General features: G+C 61.0%; 13 protein-coding genes. 4 read left to right on the forward strand and 9 right to left on the reverse strand.

The genetic code is table 11. From position 1 onward, the window contains the following. Nucleotides 1–97: 97 nt before the first annotated feature. The 6 genes from AW06_RS02575 to AW06_RS02600 all read right to left on the reverse strand — a co-directional run bounded on the left by AW06_RS02575 (nt 98) and on the right by AW06_RS02600 (nt 9,408). Nucleotides 98–4,771 (reverse strand): NAD-glutamate dehydrogenase, encoded by a 4,674-nt coding sequence (locus tag AW06_RS02575; protein WP_034945093.1) that lies wholly within the window; start codon nt 4,769–4,771, stop codon nt 98–100. Nucleotides 4,772–4,861: 90 nt separating this feature from the next. Then, nucleotides 4,862–5,590, reverse strand: a complete 729-nt coding sequence (locus AW06_RS02580) for an amino acid ABC transporter ATP-binding protein (protein WP_034945096.1) — start codon at nt 5,588–5,590, stop codon at nt 4,862–4,864. Nucleotides 5,591–5,623: 33 nt separating this feature from the next. Beyond that, nucleotides 5,624–6,304, reverse strand: a complete 681-nt coding sequence (gene gltK / locus AW06_RS02585; RefSeq protein WP_034945099.1) for a glutamate/aspartate ABC transporter permease GltK — start codon at nt 6,302–6,304, stop codon at nt 5,624–5,626. A gap of 1 nt (nt 6,305) precedes the next feature. Then, on the reverse strand, nt 6,306–7,043 hold the full coding sequence (locus AW06_RS02590; protein WP_034945102.1) for an amino acid ABC transporter permease: 738 nt from the start codon (nt 7,041–7,043) through the stop codon (nt 6,306–6,308). A 274-nt stretch (nt 7,044–7,317) separates the two neighbouring features. Continuing rightward, nucleotides 7,318–8,358: an asparaginase gene (locus AW06_RS02595; protein WP_046534856.1), complete on the reverse strand. Its 1,041-nt coding sequence runs from the start codon at nt 8,356–8,358 to the stop codon at nt 7,318–7,320. 144 nt (nt 8,359–8,502) lie between these two features. Further along, nucleotides 8,503–9,408 carry a glutamate/aspartate ABC transporter substrate-binding protein gene (locus AW06_RS02600; protein ID WP_171047214.1) on the reverse strand — a complete coding sequence of 302 codons (906 nt, stop codon included), beginning with the start codon at nt 9,406–9,408 and terminating at the stop codon, nt 8,503–8,505. Between the two features lie 345 nt (nt 9,409–9,753). Between AW06_RS02600 and AW06_RS02605 the strand changes: the two genes are divergently transcribed. Both AW06_RS02605 and pdxH read left to right on the forward strand, forming a co-directional pair. After that, entirely contained in the window at nt 9,754–11,520 is a 1,767-nt protein-coding gene (locus tag AW06_RS02605) for a PDZ domain-containing protein (RefSeq protein WP_273704318.1), read from the forward strand. Nucleotides 11,521–11,592: 72 nt separating this feature from the next. Further along, nucleotides 11,593–12,231: a pyridoxamine 5'-phosphate oxidase gene (gene pdxH, locus AW06_RS02610; protein ID WP_034945110.1), complete on the forward strand. Its 639-nt coding sequence runs from the start codon at nt 11,593–11,595 to the stop codon at nt 12,229–12,231. A 115-nt stretch (nt 12,232–12,346) separates the two neighbouring features. Here the strand turns inward: pdxH and tsaA are convergent, their stop codons facing one another. Next, on the reverse strand, nt 12,347–13,048 hold the full coding sequence (gene tsaA, locus AW06_RS02615; protein WP_034945113.1) for a tRNA (N6-threonylcarbamoyladenosine(37)-N6)-methyltransferase TrmO: 702 nt from the start codon (nt 13,046–13,048) through the stop codon (nt 12,347–12,349). Between the two features lie 196 nt (nt 13,049–13,244). Here tsaA and AW06_RS19755 point away from each other — a divergent pair, with 196 nt between their 5' ends. Beyond that, on the forward strand, nt 13,245–13,496 hold the full coding sequence (locus tag AW06_RS19755; protein ID WP_138679217.1) for a hypothetical protein: 252 nt from the start codon (nt 13,245–13,247) through the stop codon (nt 13,494–13,496). 198 nt (nt 13,497–13,694) lie between these two features. Further along, entirely contained in the window at nt 13,695–14,651 is a 957-nt protein-coding gene (locus AW06_RS19760; RefSeq protein WP_273704319.1) for a MarR family transcriptional regulator, read from the forward strand. 121 nt (nt 14,652–14,772) lie between these two features. On the opposite strand, the gene AW06_RS02625 is transcribed toward AW06_RS19760, so the two are convergent. Together AW06_RS02625 and AW06_RS02630 are read right to left on the reverse strand one after the other, a co-directional pair. Continuing rightward, nucleotides 14,773–15,147, reverse strand: coding sequence for a CbiX/SirB N-terminal domain-containing protein (locus AW06_RS02625; protein ID WP_034945152.1), 375 nt, complete (start codon nt 15,145–15,147; stop codon nt 14,773–14,775). Nucleotides 15,148–15,185: 38 nt separating this feature from the next. Continuing rightward, nucleotides 15,186–15,842: an HAD-IA family hydrolase gene (locus AW06_RS02630; RefSeq protein WP_034945115.1), complete on the reverse strand. Its 657-nt coding sequence runs from the start codon at nt 15,840–15,842 to the stop codon at nt 15,186–15,188. Nucleotides 15,843–15,967 lie beyond the last annotated feature (125 nt).

A 15,967-nucleotide genomic window follows, 5' to 3' on the forward strand; every position in this document is an offset into this window, starting at 1 on the left:
TGCTTGTGCGTATGTTATCGTACTGGCGCGGTTTGCAGCCATGTCGGACGGCAGTACCGGCAGGCTGGATTGCTGTGTTTCCTGCCCGCCAACCGCTTCAGACGACGAGCAGCCGCCTGATCTCCGCCAGTCCCGCCGAAAGCATCGCCAGATCCTGTGGCTCATTGCCCTTCAGTTCATTGAGTACCGAGCTGGCTTCCGTGGTGGCCGGCAGGCTGCCGCCGAGAAACTGTCGCAGGAGGTGCTGCCGAAGACTGGCCAGCTCGCCGCCGAGCTGCGCGCGGGCCCTCGCCTGCCAGCGGTTTCCGGCTGGCAGGTGGGAGACGGCAGCGGCCAGCCAGTCCAGATCGATTTGCCCTTCGAGAACGGCGAGTGCTTCAGTCACGTCGTCCAACGGGTAGCCACAGGCGCGCGTCAGATTCACCCGCTCGAACGCTGCCACGATCGTAGCACGCTCGTCGATCAACGCGGTGATGGCAACTGCACCGTTTCTGCCCTGACGAATGCGGTCGATGGTTGCGACGACGGCACTGCCGTATTCGGTCATCAACTGGGCAATGCGAGTACCTCGCAGATGCTGCGTCAGTACCAGCTGCGTCGCCGCCGCCAGCATCGCCCGCAACCCGGTCATCAACGCCAGTTGCCGGGTGGCGTCGATGATCAGATCCAGCGACTCGATCTCCTGCCACAGCGTTTCGGCGTCGAGCACGCTGCTGGCGGCATACCACGCACCTGCCACCTGCGCCGCCGAGGCGCCGGTTTCGTCACCGAGCTGCAAAACAAAGGTCGTTCCCATGCGATTCACCAGACGATTGACGAGTTGCGTGGCGATGATGTCGCGCCTTAGAGGATGCGCAGGCAGCAGTTCTCGGCAACGTACGAGCAGGGGTGCAGGGAAGTAGGCTACCAGCAATTGATGCATGTCTTCGCTGTCGGGCAGACTCGACGCCAGGAGGATTTCCTTGAGCGCTATCTTGGCATAGGCCAGGAGCACCGCGATCTCCGGTGCGGTCAGGCCGCGCTTCTGCTGCGCGCGTTCGGCAAGGCCCTTATCGTCGGGCAAGAATTCGATGCCGCGGTGCAGGGAACCGCGGGCCTCCAGGTGGCGAATCAAACGGCCATGCACCTCGATCAGACTTGCTCCGGCTGCCGCTTCGAGGGCAATCGCCTGCGTCTGCTGATAGTTGTCGGCAAGGACCAGTGACGCGACCGCGTCGGTCATCGAGGCGAGCAGCGCGTCACGCTGCTTGCCGGTCATGTCGCCACGCCTGATCAGCCCGGCCAGCAGGATCTTGATGTTGACCTCGTGGTCGGAGCAATCGACACCGGCCGAGTTGTCGATTGCGTCGGTGAATATCCGGCCGCCATTGAGCGCAAACTCGATGCGCCCCTTCTGCGTCAAGCCGAGGTTGCCGCCTTCGCCGATTACCCGTGCCTTGAGCTGGCTAGCGTCGACCCGCAGAATGTCGTTGCCGCGATCATTGGCTTCCTGATGGCTCTGGGAGCTGGCCTTGACGTAGGTTCCGATGCCACCGTTATAGAGCAGGTCCACCGGCGCCTGCAGCAGGGCCTTGATCAGTTCGGGGGGAGTCATCTGGCTGGCAGTGCTGCCCAGCCACGCGCGCAGCTCGGGTGACAACGGGATCGACTTGGCCGTTCGCGACCACACGCCGCCGCCCTCGGAAATCAGCGCCGGATCGTAGTCCGCCCACGAAGACCGCGGCAGCGCAAAGAGACGTTGCCGCTCGGCAAAGCTGCGCGCTGGGTCCGGGTTCGGGTCGAGGAAGATATGCCGGTGATCGAAGGCGGCCAGCAGCCGGATTTCTGAAGAGAGCAACATGCCATTACCGAAAACGTCGCCGGACATGTCGCCAATCCCAACGACGGTGAACGGCTGCGTCTGCGTATCCAGACCGATTTCCCGGAAGTGCCGCTTGATAGCTTCCCATGCACCTCGGGCGGTGATGGCCATTTTCTTGTGGTCGTAACCGACCGAGCCGCCCGAGGCAAAGGCATCACCAAGCCAGAAGCCATACTCGATGGCAATGCTGTTGGCGATGTCCGAGAAGGTTGCAGTCCCCTTGTCGGCAGCGACGACCAGATAGGGGTCGTCGCCATCGCGACGGCGCACGCCATTCGGCGGCACGACCTGACCGTCGACCAGGTTGTCGGTCAGGTCGAGCAGGCCACGGATGAAGGTCGAATAACAGGCAATTCCCTCGGCCTGCAAGGCTTCCCGTTCGCCAGCCGCCGGCAGGCGTTTGCAGACGAACCCCCCTTTCGACCCCAGCGGAACGATCACTGCATTCTTCACCATCTGCGCCTTGACCAGACCGAGCACCTCGGTGCGGAAGTCTTCCATGCGGTCGGACCAGCGCAGGCCTCCGCGCGCCACCCGCGCACCGCGCAGGTGCACGCCCTCGACCCGCTCGTTGTAGACGAAGATTTCGTAGAGCGGCGCCGGCGCGGGCAGAAAAGGGATGTCTCTTGACGAGAACTTGAAAGACAGGTAACTCTTGGCCTGGCCGTCATGACCCGATTGATAGGCGTTCGTCCGCAGCGTTGCCTCAATGACCGTCTGCAGCGCAGAAAGAATGCGATCATCATCAGGATTGCTGACTTGCAACAAGGCCGTGCTGACTTCATCGGAGAACGCCCTGGCACGTGCCTCGTCTGCTGCCGGAGAAAAGAGTGCCTCGAACAGGTCGACCAGCGCCCGCGTTATCCGGAAATGCGTCGCCAGACAGCGCTGCACATAGGTCTGGCTGAACGGCAAACCGGCTTGCCGCAGGTAACGGCTGTAGGCACGCAGGATGCTGATCTGCCGCCCGTCGAGACCCGCCAGCAGGACCAGGCGATTGAAACCGTCGTTCTCGGCCTGGTCGCGGAACAGGTTCTCGAGCAGGTCGATGAAGGATCGCCGGGTCGTTTCGTCATCCAGTGCCGCAGCCTGCGGCAGGCGCACTGCGAAGTCGGCAATGTGCAGGTCGCTTCTGGGCAGGCTGAACGGCTGTTCGGAGAGTACCGTCAGTCCCATGTTCTCCAAGACCGGCAGAATCGCCGACAGCGGTCGCGGCCTGCCGCGACGGAACAGTTTCAGGTGCTGGTGTGAGCCATCGTCGCCCTGGGCTGCGCTCAGCTTCACTTCGACACGGCCACTCTGCTCGGCGGCTTCCAGTCGCTCGAGGTCGGACACCGCGGAAGCCGGTGTGACCCGCTCCTGGTACGATAGCGGCAGTTCCAGCGAATAGCGACGCAACAGGCTGTTGCCGCGCTCCTCGCCATAGTGCCCGACGAGATTCTGTTTCAGTTCTTCGGCCCAGCCGCGCACGATGCGCGCCACCTGCCTTTCGATCGCGTCGGCATCGTAGCGGTAGTTGGTACCGACCGGCGTACGGGCGATGAAATGCAGACGAGCCAGCCGCGACTCGCCGAGCATGACAAAATAGTCGACGCGCTCGGCAGCGAGGCTTTCATGAAGGAGCGCAGAGATGCGCTCACGGATGGTGGTGTCGAAACGGTCGCGCGGCATATAAACGATCGCCGAAACATAGCGCCCCCAGGCGTCGTCGCGCAGAAAGATGCGCACCTGTTCGCGCTCGTGTAATGAGACGATGCCGCTAGCGATACGGACCAGATCCTGGTGAGCGATTTCGATCAACTCGTCACGCGGATAGGTTTCAAGGACATTGAGCAGGGTCTTGTCGCGATGGCTGCGAGGCAGGAAGCCGAGATCTTCCCGTACAGCGGCAATCTTGCGTCGCAGCAGCGGTGCATCGGTTGCCGCCACATGGTAGACGTGCGCCGTGTAGAGGCCGACGAAAGCACGTAATCCGACGATATTGCCATCGGCGTCATAACGCTTGGCGGCAATGAAATCAAGGTAGGCCGAGCGATGAACCGTCGAGCGCGCATCCGCCTTGACCAGAATTACGGGCAGGGGATCTCTGGCCAGTTCCGCGACGGCGCCGGGAATTCCCGCCAGGCAATGGCCAAAGCGGGGATGATCGGCGCTTCGGAGAATACCGAGTCCGCTGCCGGCAACGCGCGCGAGTTTGCTGTCGCCGACGGCCACCTGGTAATCGGCATAACCGAGAAAGACAAAATTGTTGGCGGCGATCCAGGCCAGATACGCCGCAGCTTCGTCGGCCTCGGCAAGCGTCACGGCTGTCATCTCGGTGTGTGCTTCGCGCATGCGCTCGTGCATCTTCGGGCCATCTTCGACGGCCGCGCGCACGTCGGCGAGCACGCCCAGAATTTCCTGATGCAGGGTATCGATCAGTCCGGCCTCGCCAATGCGATCGATCTCGAGGTGGATCCAGGACTCCGGCCGACTGCCGGCAGCGCCACGCGGCCGCGTGGCCTGCAGCCTGCCATCGACATCGCGCTCGGCGCCCAGCAGTGGATGCAGCAAACGATGGATCACCAGTCCATGGTGGTACACCAGCATGGTGATCGAATCGACCAGAAACGGCATGTCGTCGGTGACGACATCGATCACGGTATGCGGAGAGTGCCAGCCATGCCGGTCAAAATCCGGAGTATAGAGAGCGGCCGTGGCTTGTTTCGGCGCGCGCACCTCGCCCAACCGGAAATGCTGGACAGCCGCCCCGAGAAGCTCTTCGGGACTCGCGTCCGTGGCGCTGCCCAATTCCACATCGACGAAGTAGCCATCGAGGAATTCGCCGATGCGCGCCGAAAGGTGCTGCTGCTCGGCGATTTCGCGCAGATTGCGGCGCAGGTTGTGGGTAGACTCGCTGATCAGTGCCATGCCGTTCTCCTTCTCTCGAATCGATCGGGTATCGCCTTGCTGGCCACTGACGCCTGCACCACTCCAGGCAGGCCCTGAGTCAGACGGTACTCAATGGTGCAGAATCTTGGCCAAAAACTGTTGTGCTCGCTCCGAACGAGCGTGTTCGAAAAAAGCCTCCTTGCTGTCGTCCTCGACGATACGGCCCTGATCCATGAAGATCACCCGGTTGGCGACGCGTTTGGCAAAGCCCATCTCGTGCGTGACGCACATCATGGTCATTCCCTCCTGTGCCAGCTCGGTCATCACGTCAAGCACTTCGTTGACCATTTCCGGATCGAGCGCCGAAGTCGGTTCGTCGAAGAGCATGCAGATCGGGTCCATGGCCAGCGCTCTGGCAATCGCCACACGCTGCTGCTGCCCACCGGAAAGCTGGCCCGGATATTTCTCCGCCTGCGCACGCAGGCCGACCCGATCGAGCAACTTGAAACCCTTCTCGCGCGCCAGCTCCTGGGTACGCCCGAGCACCTTGGTCTGGGCAATGGCCAGGTTATCGATGATACTCATGTGCGGAAAGAGTTCGAAATTCTGGAAAACCATGCCCACCGTCGAGCGCAGCTTGGCAAGGTTGGTTTTCGGATCGCCGACGGACACGCCATTGACGATGATTTCGCCACTCTGAAAGGGTTCGAGGCCATTGACACACTTGATCAGTGTCGACTTGCCCGAACCAGACGGGCCACAGACGACGATGACTTCACCCTTGTGCACCTGCGTCGTGCAGTCAGAGAGGACATGGAAGGAACCGTAATGCTTGCTCACCTTGTTCATCGTAATCACGAAAGTCTCCTCGATTCATGGCTGCAAGCGGCATCAGGCCGTCTTCAGCTTGTTCTGGTAGTAGCGAACGATTCGCGACGCGGTGAAGCAGATCACGAAATAAACAGCACCGGCAAAGAGCAGCAACTCGACCAGGCGCCCGTCACGGTCACCAACCTTGTAGGCGGCGCCGAAGAAGTCAGCCAAGGCTGAAACATAGACCAGCGAGGTGTCCTGGAAGAGGATGATTCCCTGTGTCAGCAGCAGGGGAACCATGTTGCGGAAAGCCTGCGGCAGCACCACCAGGCGCATCGCCTGGCCGTAGGTCATGCCGAGCGCGCTGGCGGCACCCATCTGGCCTTTCGGAACCGACTGGATACCGGCACGAATGATCTCCGAGTAGTAAGCCGCCTCGAACAGCGCAAAACCGGCAATCGCCGAGGAAAGGCGCATGTCCGAACCACGCGGGAAGCCGAAGAGGCTTTCCAGCAGATGCGGCACGATCAGAAAAAACCACAACAACACCATGACCAGCGGAATGGCCCGGAAAAGATTCACGTAGCCAGCCGCGAACCATGACAGCGGCTTGACCGGCGAGAGGCGCATCAGTGCCAGCAGGGTGCCCCAGACAATCCCGAAAATCACCGCGCTGACCGTGATCTTGAGGGAAATCTTCATGCCCTCCCAGAGAAAAGGCAGCGCATTGGGAATCGAAGACCAGTCGAATTCATGCATCTCACTTGCCTCCAAGATAGCCGGGGACGCGCACATGCTCTTCCACCCAGCGCATGCCGAACATCACCACCACATTGATCAGCAGGTAGGCGATCGTCACCGCGATGAACGACTCGTAGGGCTGCGCCGTGTAATCCACCAGTTGCCGGCCCTGGGCGGCCAGTTCCAGCAGGCCGATTGTCGAACATACGGCCGAGTTCTTGAAAATGTTCAGAAACTCCGAGGTCAGCGGCGGCACGATCAAACGCACCGCCATCGGCAACATCACATAGCGATAAGTCTGCGGCAAGGTGAAGCCCATCGCCAAGCCGGCGTTTTTCTGTCCCGGCGGCAGCGAATTGATCCCCGAACGCACCTGTTCAGCGACGCGCGCGCTGGTGAACAGCGCCAGGCAGACCATCGAGGCAAGAAACTGCTGCATGATCGGGTTGGTCTGCTTGAAGGCGTTGCCGAGGGCCTCGGGCAGCAGCTCGGGCATCACAAAATACCAGAGGAAGAGTTGCACCAGCAGCGGGATGTTGCGAAAAATTTCGACGTAGGCCGTGGCCAGCCCCGACAGCCACTTGTTCGGGACCGTCCGCAGGACGCCGACCACAGCGCCAAGCGCCAGCGCGATCAGCCAGGCCGACAGCGACAGGGCGATGGTCATCTTGAAGCCGTAGAACATCCAGCCGAGATAGGTATCGTCACCCGTTGCCGTCGGCTGCAGAAAGATTCCCCAGTTCCAGTTGTAACCCATCGATGCTTCTCCTAACGGTCATGGCTACTTCAGACACTCCCCGATCATGATAATCATGACCGTTTCCCTCCGCATTCCGGCTGGTACGCCGGAATCGCTCGATGAGCACGGAACAGGCTCCGCGAATTCCCCATCTCGCCATCGATCCCTTGTGGTCGCATACGCTCTTCCGCTGGCGAGCGAGGGGAGGTTCGTGAGTCGCTGACGCGACTTCCATGGAAAGAGGCAGGAAAGTCCTGGACCGCCCTGCCCTGCCCTGGTTTCCGAACCGAGCTCAATACTCCCAGAAAATCCGTTGCAGTTCCTTGCTGTCCTGAGTCTTGGTCAAAGCCACCAGGGCAAGAATGCGTGCTTTCTGCGGGTTGAGATCGTGCGCGACCACCCAGTCGTACTTGTCGTCGGGTTGCTCGGCGTTGCGCAACACAAAGCCACCGGCATTGACATGCGATGAACGGATGATCTGAATCCCTTTGCCGCGCAGTTCCTGCAGACTGGGCACGACGGCGCTGCTCACCGAACCATTGCCGGTACCTGCATGAACGATCGCCTTGGCGCCATTCGCCGCAAAAGCGCGGTAGGCCGTATCCGAAGCATTGCCCGATCCATAGGCGATCTCGACCGATGGGAGCGTGTCGATTTTGTCGATGTCGAATTCGGAATGGCTGGTATGCCGCTTGGCGGGCAGACGGAACCAGTAGTTCTTGCCCTCAACGACCATCCCCAGCGGCCCCCAGGGACTCTTGAAGGCTTCGGTCCTGAGGTTGACCATCTTGGCGACATCGCGACCGCTGTTGATCTCGTCGTTCATGGTCACCAGCACCCCTTTGCCACGCGCGTCCTTGCTGGCCGCAACACTGACCGCGTTGAACAGATTCAGCGTGCCATCGGCCGACATCGCGGTTCCCGGTCGCATCGAGCCGACCACGACGATGGGTTTGTCGGTGCGCACCACCAGATTGAGAAAGTAGGCGGTTTCTTCGAGCGTATCGGTGCCGTGCGTGATCACTACGCCATCCACGTCATTCTGCTTGACCAGCGCTGCGACACGCTTGGCCAGAGTCACCAGGTTGGCATTGGTAAAGCTCTCCGAGGCAATCTGGAAGACCTGTTCTCCGCGCACCGCGGCCACCGTGTTCAACTGCGGAATGCCAGCGATCAGCTTGTCCACTGGCACCTTAGCCGCCTGATAGGTGGCGCTGTTGGTGACATCGGCGCCCGCACCGGCGATCGTACCACCCGTAGCGAGAATCACGACGTTCGGCTGGTCGGCAGCCAGTGCAGCGCTGCAGACGAGAAGCGTTGCCGCCATTGCCATCGACCAGCGTCTTGCCATTTGATTCAACATGGTTCCTCCTTTGCTTGTGGTCTGTGGTCCATTCTGGTTCCATTCCGGGGTCCGGCAGCCCCCCCCCGGAATGCGCCGTTCCGGGAGCCGATCAGCCAGCCCCGGCACGACAACTTACTCGAACGCCTTGTCGTTGGGCGCCTTGAATAGCTTCTTGACGGCTTCGGAAAGCGGGAAATTGAGGTTCAGGCCTTTCGGCGGGATTGGTTGCAGAAACCACTTGGCGTAGATTTTTTCGGCTTCACCCGAGGTCATGGCCTTGGCCAGTGCACCATCGACGACCTTCTTGAAGGCCGGGTCATCCTTGCGCAACATGCAGCCATAGGCTTCAAACGACTGCGGCGTGCCGACCACCACCCAGTCGCTGGCTTTCTTGGCCTTGGCCATTTCGCCGTAGAGCAGCGCGTCGTCCATCATGAAGGCGACCGCGCGGCCGGTCTCCAGGGTCAGAAAGGCTTCTCCGTGGTCCTTGGCGCTGATGATGTTCATCTTCATCTGCTTGTCCTCGTTCATCTTGCGCAGCAGACGCTCCGAGGTGGTACCGGCCGTGGTCACGACATTCTTGCCCGCCAGTTCGGGGAAATCGGTGATCCCGGAATTGGTCTTGGTCATCAAACGGGTGCCGATGATGAAGATGGTATTGGAAAAACTGACCTGCTTCTGACGTTCGGTGTTGTTGGTCGTCGAACCACATTCCAGGTCGACCGAGCCGTTCTGGACCAGCGTGATGCGGTTCGCCGAGGTCACCGGCATCAGCTTGATGTCAAGCTTGGCCAGCTTCAGCTCTGCCTTGATGGCGTCGACCGCCTTCATCATCATCTCCTGCGAATAGCCGATGACCTGCTGCTTGTCGTCATAATACGAGAAGGGTATCGACGACTCGCGATGCCCGAGCGTGATGACTCCGGTTTCCTTGATCTTCTTCAGCGTGCCGGTCAGTTCCTGCGCCAGAACCGGTGCCGACAGCAGGCTCGCCGACAGCGTTGCTGCCAGCATAAGACCTCTGCAATATGGGCTCATTGTGTCTCCTCCATGTGTCTTCAGGTAATTGATGGGTGAAATCCAGGGAAATCAGGCCATCCCCCCGATTCCCGGAGGTTTCGATTCTGGCATGACTTGCGCATTCAGCCAAGCGCCAATTCAATGATGATTCGGTCATGAAAGGAAAGTTCCCCCGGCTGGCGGCCATGCTGACGGCCATGACTTTTCCAGGCACCCCAGATTCATGGCAGTGATGAGCGTTTCCCGCTCGCACGGCCCGCGCTGCATCGCCCCGATGTTGACCCCATGCCTGCACATGGCAGCGCACGCAAGCCGTACAATTCCGGCAACACCCTGACCAGACCCACTCAAGCGATGAGGCCTATGCACATCCGCTACAGCATCCGTCCGAGCAGGCCTGCGGCGCATCTTCTCGAAGTGCGCTGCACGCTTGCCACACCCGACCCGGCCGGGCAGCGTTTCGCAATGCCGGCCTGGATCCCCGGCAGCTACCTGATTCGTGACTTCGCGCGCCACATCGTCGCGATTCGTGCCGAGACCGCTGGCAAAATGGTCGCGCTAACCAAGATCGACAAACATAGCTGGCAGGCTGCACCGGTTGGCAAGGGTGTGGCGCTTACCGTCATCTGCGAGGTCTACGCCTGGGATCTCTCGGTACGCGCTGCGCATGTCGACCAGACACACGCCTTTTTCAATGGCAGCAACGTATTCCTGCGCGCCCTCGGTCATGAACATCTGCCATGTCTGGTCGATATCCAGCGGCCGATCGGCAGGGACTTCGAAGCCTGGCGTGTCGCCACTGCGCTCACCCCGGCATGCGACCAGACTAGCCAGCGACACGCTTTCGGTCTCTACCGAGCCGCCAACTATGACGAATTGATCGATCACCCGGTCGAAATGGGCACTTTCACGCTGGCCACATTCACGGCCTGCGGTGTCCCGCACGAGATCGCCATCAGCGGGCGTCATGACTGCGACCTGGCGCGCCTGACCGCCGACCTGCAGCGTATCTGTGAATGGCAGATCCGCTTCTTCGGCGAACCGGCACCGATGCCGCATTACGTTTTCCTGGTCACCGCCGTCGACGATGCATATGGCGGACTTGAGCATCGGGCTTCGACGGCGCTGCTCTGCGCCCGCGACGATCTGCCCTACCCTGGCATGCGCGGCACACCGAAGCGCTATCGCAGCTTTCTCGGTCTGTGCAGCCACGAGTATTTCCACGCATGGAACGTCAAGCGCATCCAGCCTGCAGCATTCTCGTCCTACAATCTCGATGCCGAGAACTACACCACCCTGCTCTGGGCCTTCGAGGGTTTCACCTCGTACTACGACGACCTGGCGCTACTACGCTGCGGCCTGATCCCGTTGAAAGACTGGCTGGCGCTGGTCGCCAGGACGATCGATAAGGTCCACGACAACCCCGGTCGGCAGCGGCAAACGCTTGCCGAGTCGAGTTTCGACGCCTGGACGAAATACTACCGGCCAGACGAAAACACCCCGAATGCAGTGGTCAGCTACTACACCAAGGGAGCGCTGGTGGCGCTGGCACTCGACCTGAAGCTGCGCGCCGAGACCAGCAACCGGATTTCACTGGACGACGTGATGCGCGCGCTCTGGCAACGCCATGGCCAGGGTGAGCAGCGCTGCGGCATTGGCGACGAGGACATCCGGCTGCTCGCCGAAGAACTGTCCGGCCTCGACCTCGAGCACTTTTTCGCCGAAGCCATCCATGGCACGACCGACGTGGACCTGGCGCAATTGCTGCGGCCCTTTGGCATCCGGCTGAAGCGTTCGGCAATCTCCACCAACCCGTCGCTCGGCGTGAGAACCAGCAGCGACGGCAGCGAGGTCCGATTGACGACAGTCTACGAAGACAGCCCGGCGCAGGTCGCCGGACTGTCGGCCGGCGACCTGCTGCTGGCGATCGATGGCTTGCGAGTCACGCCATCGACCTTCGACCGCCTGTTGAGTCGCCGTCAGGCCGGCGAAATGGTCCACCTGCATGCCTTTCGACGCGACGAACTGATGGAATTCACGGTTCAACTCGGCGCGCCGGCCAAGGATCGCCACCAGTTGCAGTTGCAGCGAAAACGCAACTCCCTGCGCAAGAACTGGCTGCAGGGGTAGCGCATCGACGATAATCCGCCACTGCATGATCCAGCCCCGCCAGACTCCACCCATTGCCTCTTCGTACGCCAGATGACCAAGCTCGCCGACCTCCGCAAAAGCTACGAACGCGCCGAACTCAGTGAGGACGCGTCACTCGCCGACCCCCTCAAACAGTTCGAGAAATGGATCAGCGAAGCGATCAGCGCGCAAGTCCCCGAGCCCAACGCCATGACCCTGGCGACGGTAGACAGCCGCCTGCGCCCGTCGACCCGCGTGGTGCTGATCAAGGGCTATGACGAAAAGGGCATCACCTGGTTCACCAACTACGATAGTCGCAAGGGTCGCGAACTCGCTGCCAACCCCTGGGCAGCGCTGCAGTTTCATTGGGTCGACCTGGAGCGGGTGGTGCGCATCGAGGGTTGCGTCGAAAAAGTGAGTGCCGCCGAAAGCGATGCGTACTTCGCCAGCCGCCCACTCGATTCGCGCATCGGCGCCTGGGCGAGTCCGCAGAGCCAGGTGATTGCCAGCCGCAGCGTCCTCGTCGGCAATGCCGCCCGCTATGGCGCAAAGTTCCTGCTGCACCCGCCCCGTCCACCGCACTGGGGCGGCTACCGGCTGCGTCCCGATACCTGGGAATTCTGGCAGGGCAGAAAGAGCCGTCTGCACGACCGTCTTCGCTACCGACTGAACAACGATCAGCAATGGGTTCGCGAACGCCTGGCGCCGTGACCTTCGCGGGGACCGGAATGCTCGGAATACTCGCCACCTCGCCTTGAGTCGTGCTCCCGACGCAACCCACCTGCAACTTGCTTACCGGAGCAGGCACTGTCGACGGACTGGGCCATCAATCGGCCACGGCCGGGACAATTTCCTCAACGACGGCCCGCATCCCCGTACAACGCCATTTGACTTCCAGATCGTAAAGACGCAAGCCATAGCGTCGCAGCGGGTCGCTCGCGTAGGCCGGACGCGGGTCCTGCGCCAATACCTCACACAGCAGCGCCGCCAGGTCCGGCCAGCGAGATTCGTGCTGGCACAATTGCATCGCCGCCTGCCTGCTGAAATCGACCGCCAGTTGCGGCGGCGGACCCTCGACGAAACCACTGCGGGCCGCCGGCTCGCTCTCGACAAAGGGAAGGTAAGGTTTGATGTCGAGGACTGGTGTTCCGTCAAGCAGGTCAACGCCGCCAAAAGTCAATACCACCCCCGTACGCGTTTCAATGGACAATAATTCAACCAGCGACAGCCCCAGAGGATTCGGGCGAAACGGGCTGCGGCTGGCGAATACACCAACGCGTTGATTGCCTCCCAGCCGCGGCGGCCGAACCGTCGGGTGCCAATCGCCGCTGCAGTGGTGGAAGACAAAACTGAGCCAGACATGCGAGAAGGCCGCCAGGCCACGCACCGCTTCCTCCCGGTCATAAGGTCGCAGCAGGCGCAGTTGGCCGCGTGCATGCGGTGCCAGGCGCGGCTGACGAGGAATGCCGAAGCGCTCCCGAAATGGCGTCGCCAGATAGCCGATCGGCGACAAGGTGATGTCAGCCACCGACCTTCCCCTAAGCCGGCGAAGCCGGAACCAAACAGCTTGAAGTGGTTGTCGTAACGGAAGAGAGCAAGTGTAGGTGACGACCATGACCGAAATGCTGACTGATCGGTATCAAGAACGGCTTGCAGGAGTGCCGTCGTGCTACGACCGGGTAGTGATTACCGGAACCTAGCCGGGCGCCTGTTATGCGGCGGGGATGACGAGTTTCCTTAATGCCAATCACATCCGCATTGTTGACTACCCTCGTTTGGCCGAGCCGCTGCGTGATCGCCTTCATGAAACCGCACAGGCGCTGGCGAGTATGCACGGAGCGCGAATCGAGCACATTCCCCAGACGCCTGTCCGCCAGGAAGAGGTCGTTGCCACAGTGCTCAAGGACCCTGGCGATCCCCCTGGGTTGGTGCATCTCCTCTCCGCGATGGAAGCCTGCGACGCCTACGAACCGTAGCACGACAAGCAAACTCACCAGACCTTTCTGTGCCATACCTCGGGCAAGTGCCTCCACTATTATTTCTACTGGATCGACAAAACTCTCGGACTCATCTCCCTGCGTGTCCCGACGTGCTGTCCTTTCCGGTTTCAGTTCTACTGTAATGGCCACAGTTGGCTGGCGCGTTCTCTCGAAGCCGAAAGGATAGACTACGCGATGGCTGACAATGCCTTCATTCGTGTCGGCGACTGGGCACGTGCCCAGCAACTTGCCGACGGCTTCTCGCCAGACACCCTGCACGCGATCCTGGACCGCTATGCCCAGCAGTGCTGCCCGGTGCTCGATGTCTCCGGCCAGACCTACCAAGGGAGTCTGATGCAGGTTGAAGACTCTACTGATCGGGTGTTTCGCTCCGAAGAGATCATCAAGCCGCTCTACGAGGAACTCTCCCGGCAGGCGATCTTCTCGGTCAAGGCCGAGCAGGTGGCGAGTTTCCTGGGCAAGAAGATGACACCGCAACTGGCACAGGAAATCGGCAGTCGCTTGGCCACCCGCATCGAAGGTCCCTGTATCCAGCACCGCCTCGGTCAGGTATCGATCAAGATGTACGACAAGTTCCATCGCGTCTTGCGCTTGGAAACCACTACCAACGACGTGTCCTGCTTCAAACACTACCGCAAGGGGGAACATCGTGATCACCACGAAACCCACGAAATCGCCCCGCTCAGGAAGACCATCTACAGCCTCATCGATTTGCGCCAAATTCTGCTCGGCTGTCACCGGCGCTACCTGGAATACCTGTCCGCTCTCGACGACCCTTCTGCAGGTGATCGCAACCTGCATCGACTCACCCGCCCGAAGATCGTCGACGGCCATACCCTCCAGGGTTTCAACTTCTTCGATTCGACGCAGCAAACGTCGCTGCGCGCCTTGCAGCGTCCTGAGTTCAACATCCAAGGCATTCGCCGTGCCGATTTGTCGCGCTTCTTGCCCAATCTCTCCGTGTCGAGCATGACCCGTTACCTTGGGCGTCTGCGCAAGTTCGGCCTGATCAAGAAAGTCGCCCATAGCGACCGCCATGATCTGACCCGTCTTGGCCGTAGCGCCATTGCCGCCGCTTGCCGCATCACCGCTCAAATCATCGTTCCCGCTCTCGCAGGCGCTACCGCATGACAAAGTCTGCTCACAAAATGTATAGATCTCAGTCATAAGCGCCTAAAGAACGCAGACTCGCAGGCGCATCACAGTAAGGCGCGCTTGCCTGCTGACCATCCTCCGTGGCAGCCGTACCGCCTCAGCGACTGGCGAGCGCCAGCGCATGCCGGGCCATGGCCTGAACGATGGGCTCGGCCTCGCCAATCGCAGGCGCGAGTTCAAAGCACGTCTGCGGATGACGCTGTCGCAGTTCTTCGAGCAGCAGCGGCACATCTCGCTTCAGATGTCCACCGCGAGCGATGAACATCGGCACAACCAGGATACGTTCCCAGCATTCGGCGATCAGTGATTCAACGCACGCGCGCAAATCTGGTTTGATGAACTCGAGAAAGGCCAGTTCAACACGCAGTTCGGGCGCCTGTTCGCGCACCGCTGCACAGACGCGGCGCATCGGCTCGGCCCATTCCGGGTCACGTGCGCCATGGGCGAAAAGGATCAAAGCGGTTCGTGGCATACGTGCACTGTAACGCATCACGACACCCGCAACACGGATCAGTAGATGCCAGCCAGCGCGGCGATCTCCCGGGCATCATCGACGAGATGATCGGCACCCCAGGCCTCGATCGGGGCGCCATCGCCAAGATAGCCGTAGCGCACCGCCACTGTGGCCATACCGACGGCCCGACCAGCCTGGATGTCACGCAAGTCATCACCGACGTAAAGGCAGCGCGCGGGCTCCCTTGAAATCAGCGCGCATGCCAGCTGCATCGGCTGGGCTGCGGGCTTGGCACGCCGCGCAGAGTCGCCGCTGACCACGCAGGCGGCACGTTTGGCGTAACCCAATTGGTTCAGCAGCGGCAGGGTGAAGCGTTGCGCCTTGTTGGTGATGATTCCCCACGGCGAACCGCGGCGCTCAAAGCCGCCAAGCAGTTCGTCAATCCCCGGGAAAACCGTCGTCCCGACGCAGATGTCCTGGCTGTAATAGAGCAGGAAGCGATCATGGAACTCCGCATAGTCCGGATCGCCCGGCTGCATGTCGAGTCCCGCCTTCAGCATGCCCCGGACGCCCTGAGAAGTGAGGGAACGCAAGCGGGCCGCCGGAAGCGCTGCCAAGCCGAGATCAGAGCGCAAGCGGTTGAGTGCCGCCGCCAGATCCGGAGCGGTATCGGCAAAAGTTCCGTCAAGGTCGAACAGGACCGCTTCAAACATTCTTCACAGTGTGCAGCAGGTAATTGACGTCGCAGTCACGGCCGAGAGAATACCGTCCCGTCAAGGGATTGTAGAAGGAGGATAAAGGGCCAGCAATTCCAAATGGCTCTTTATGCGTTTCGGAC

It is taken from the genome of Candidatus Accumulibacter cognatus, from assembly GCF_000584975.1.
In the GTDB taxonomy this organism is placed as follows: Bacteria; Pseudomonadota; Gammaproteobacteria; order Burkholderiales; family Rhodocyclaceae; genus Accumulibacter; species Accumulibacter cognatus.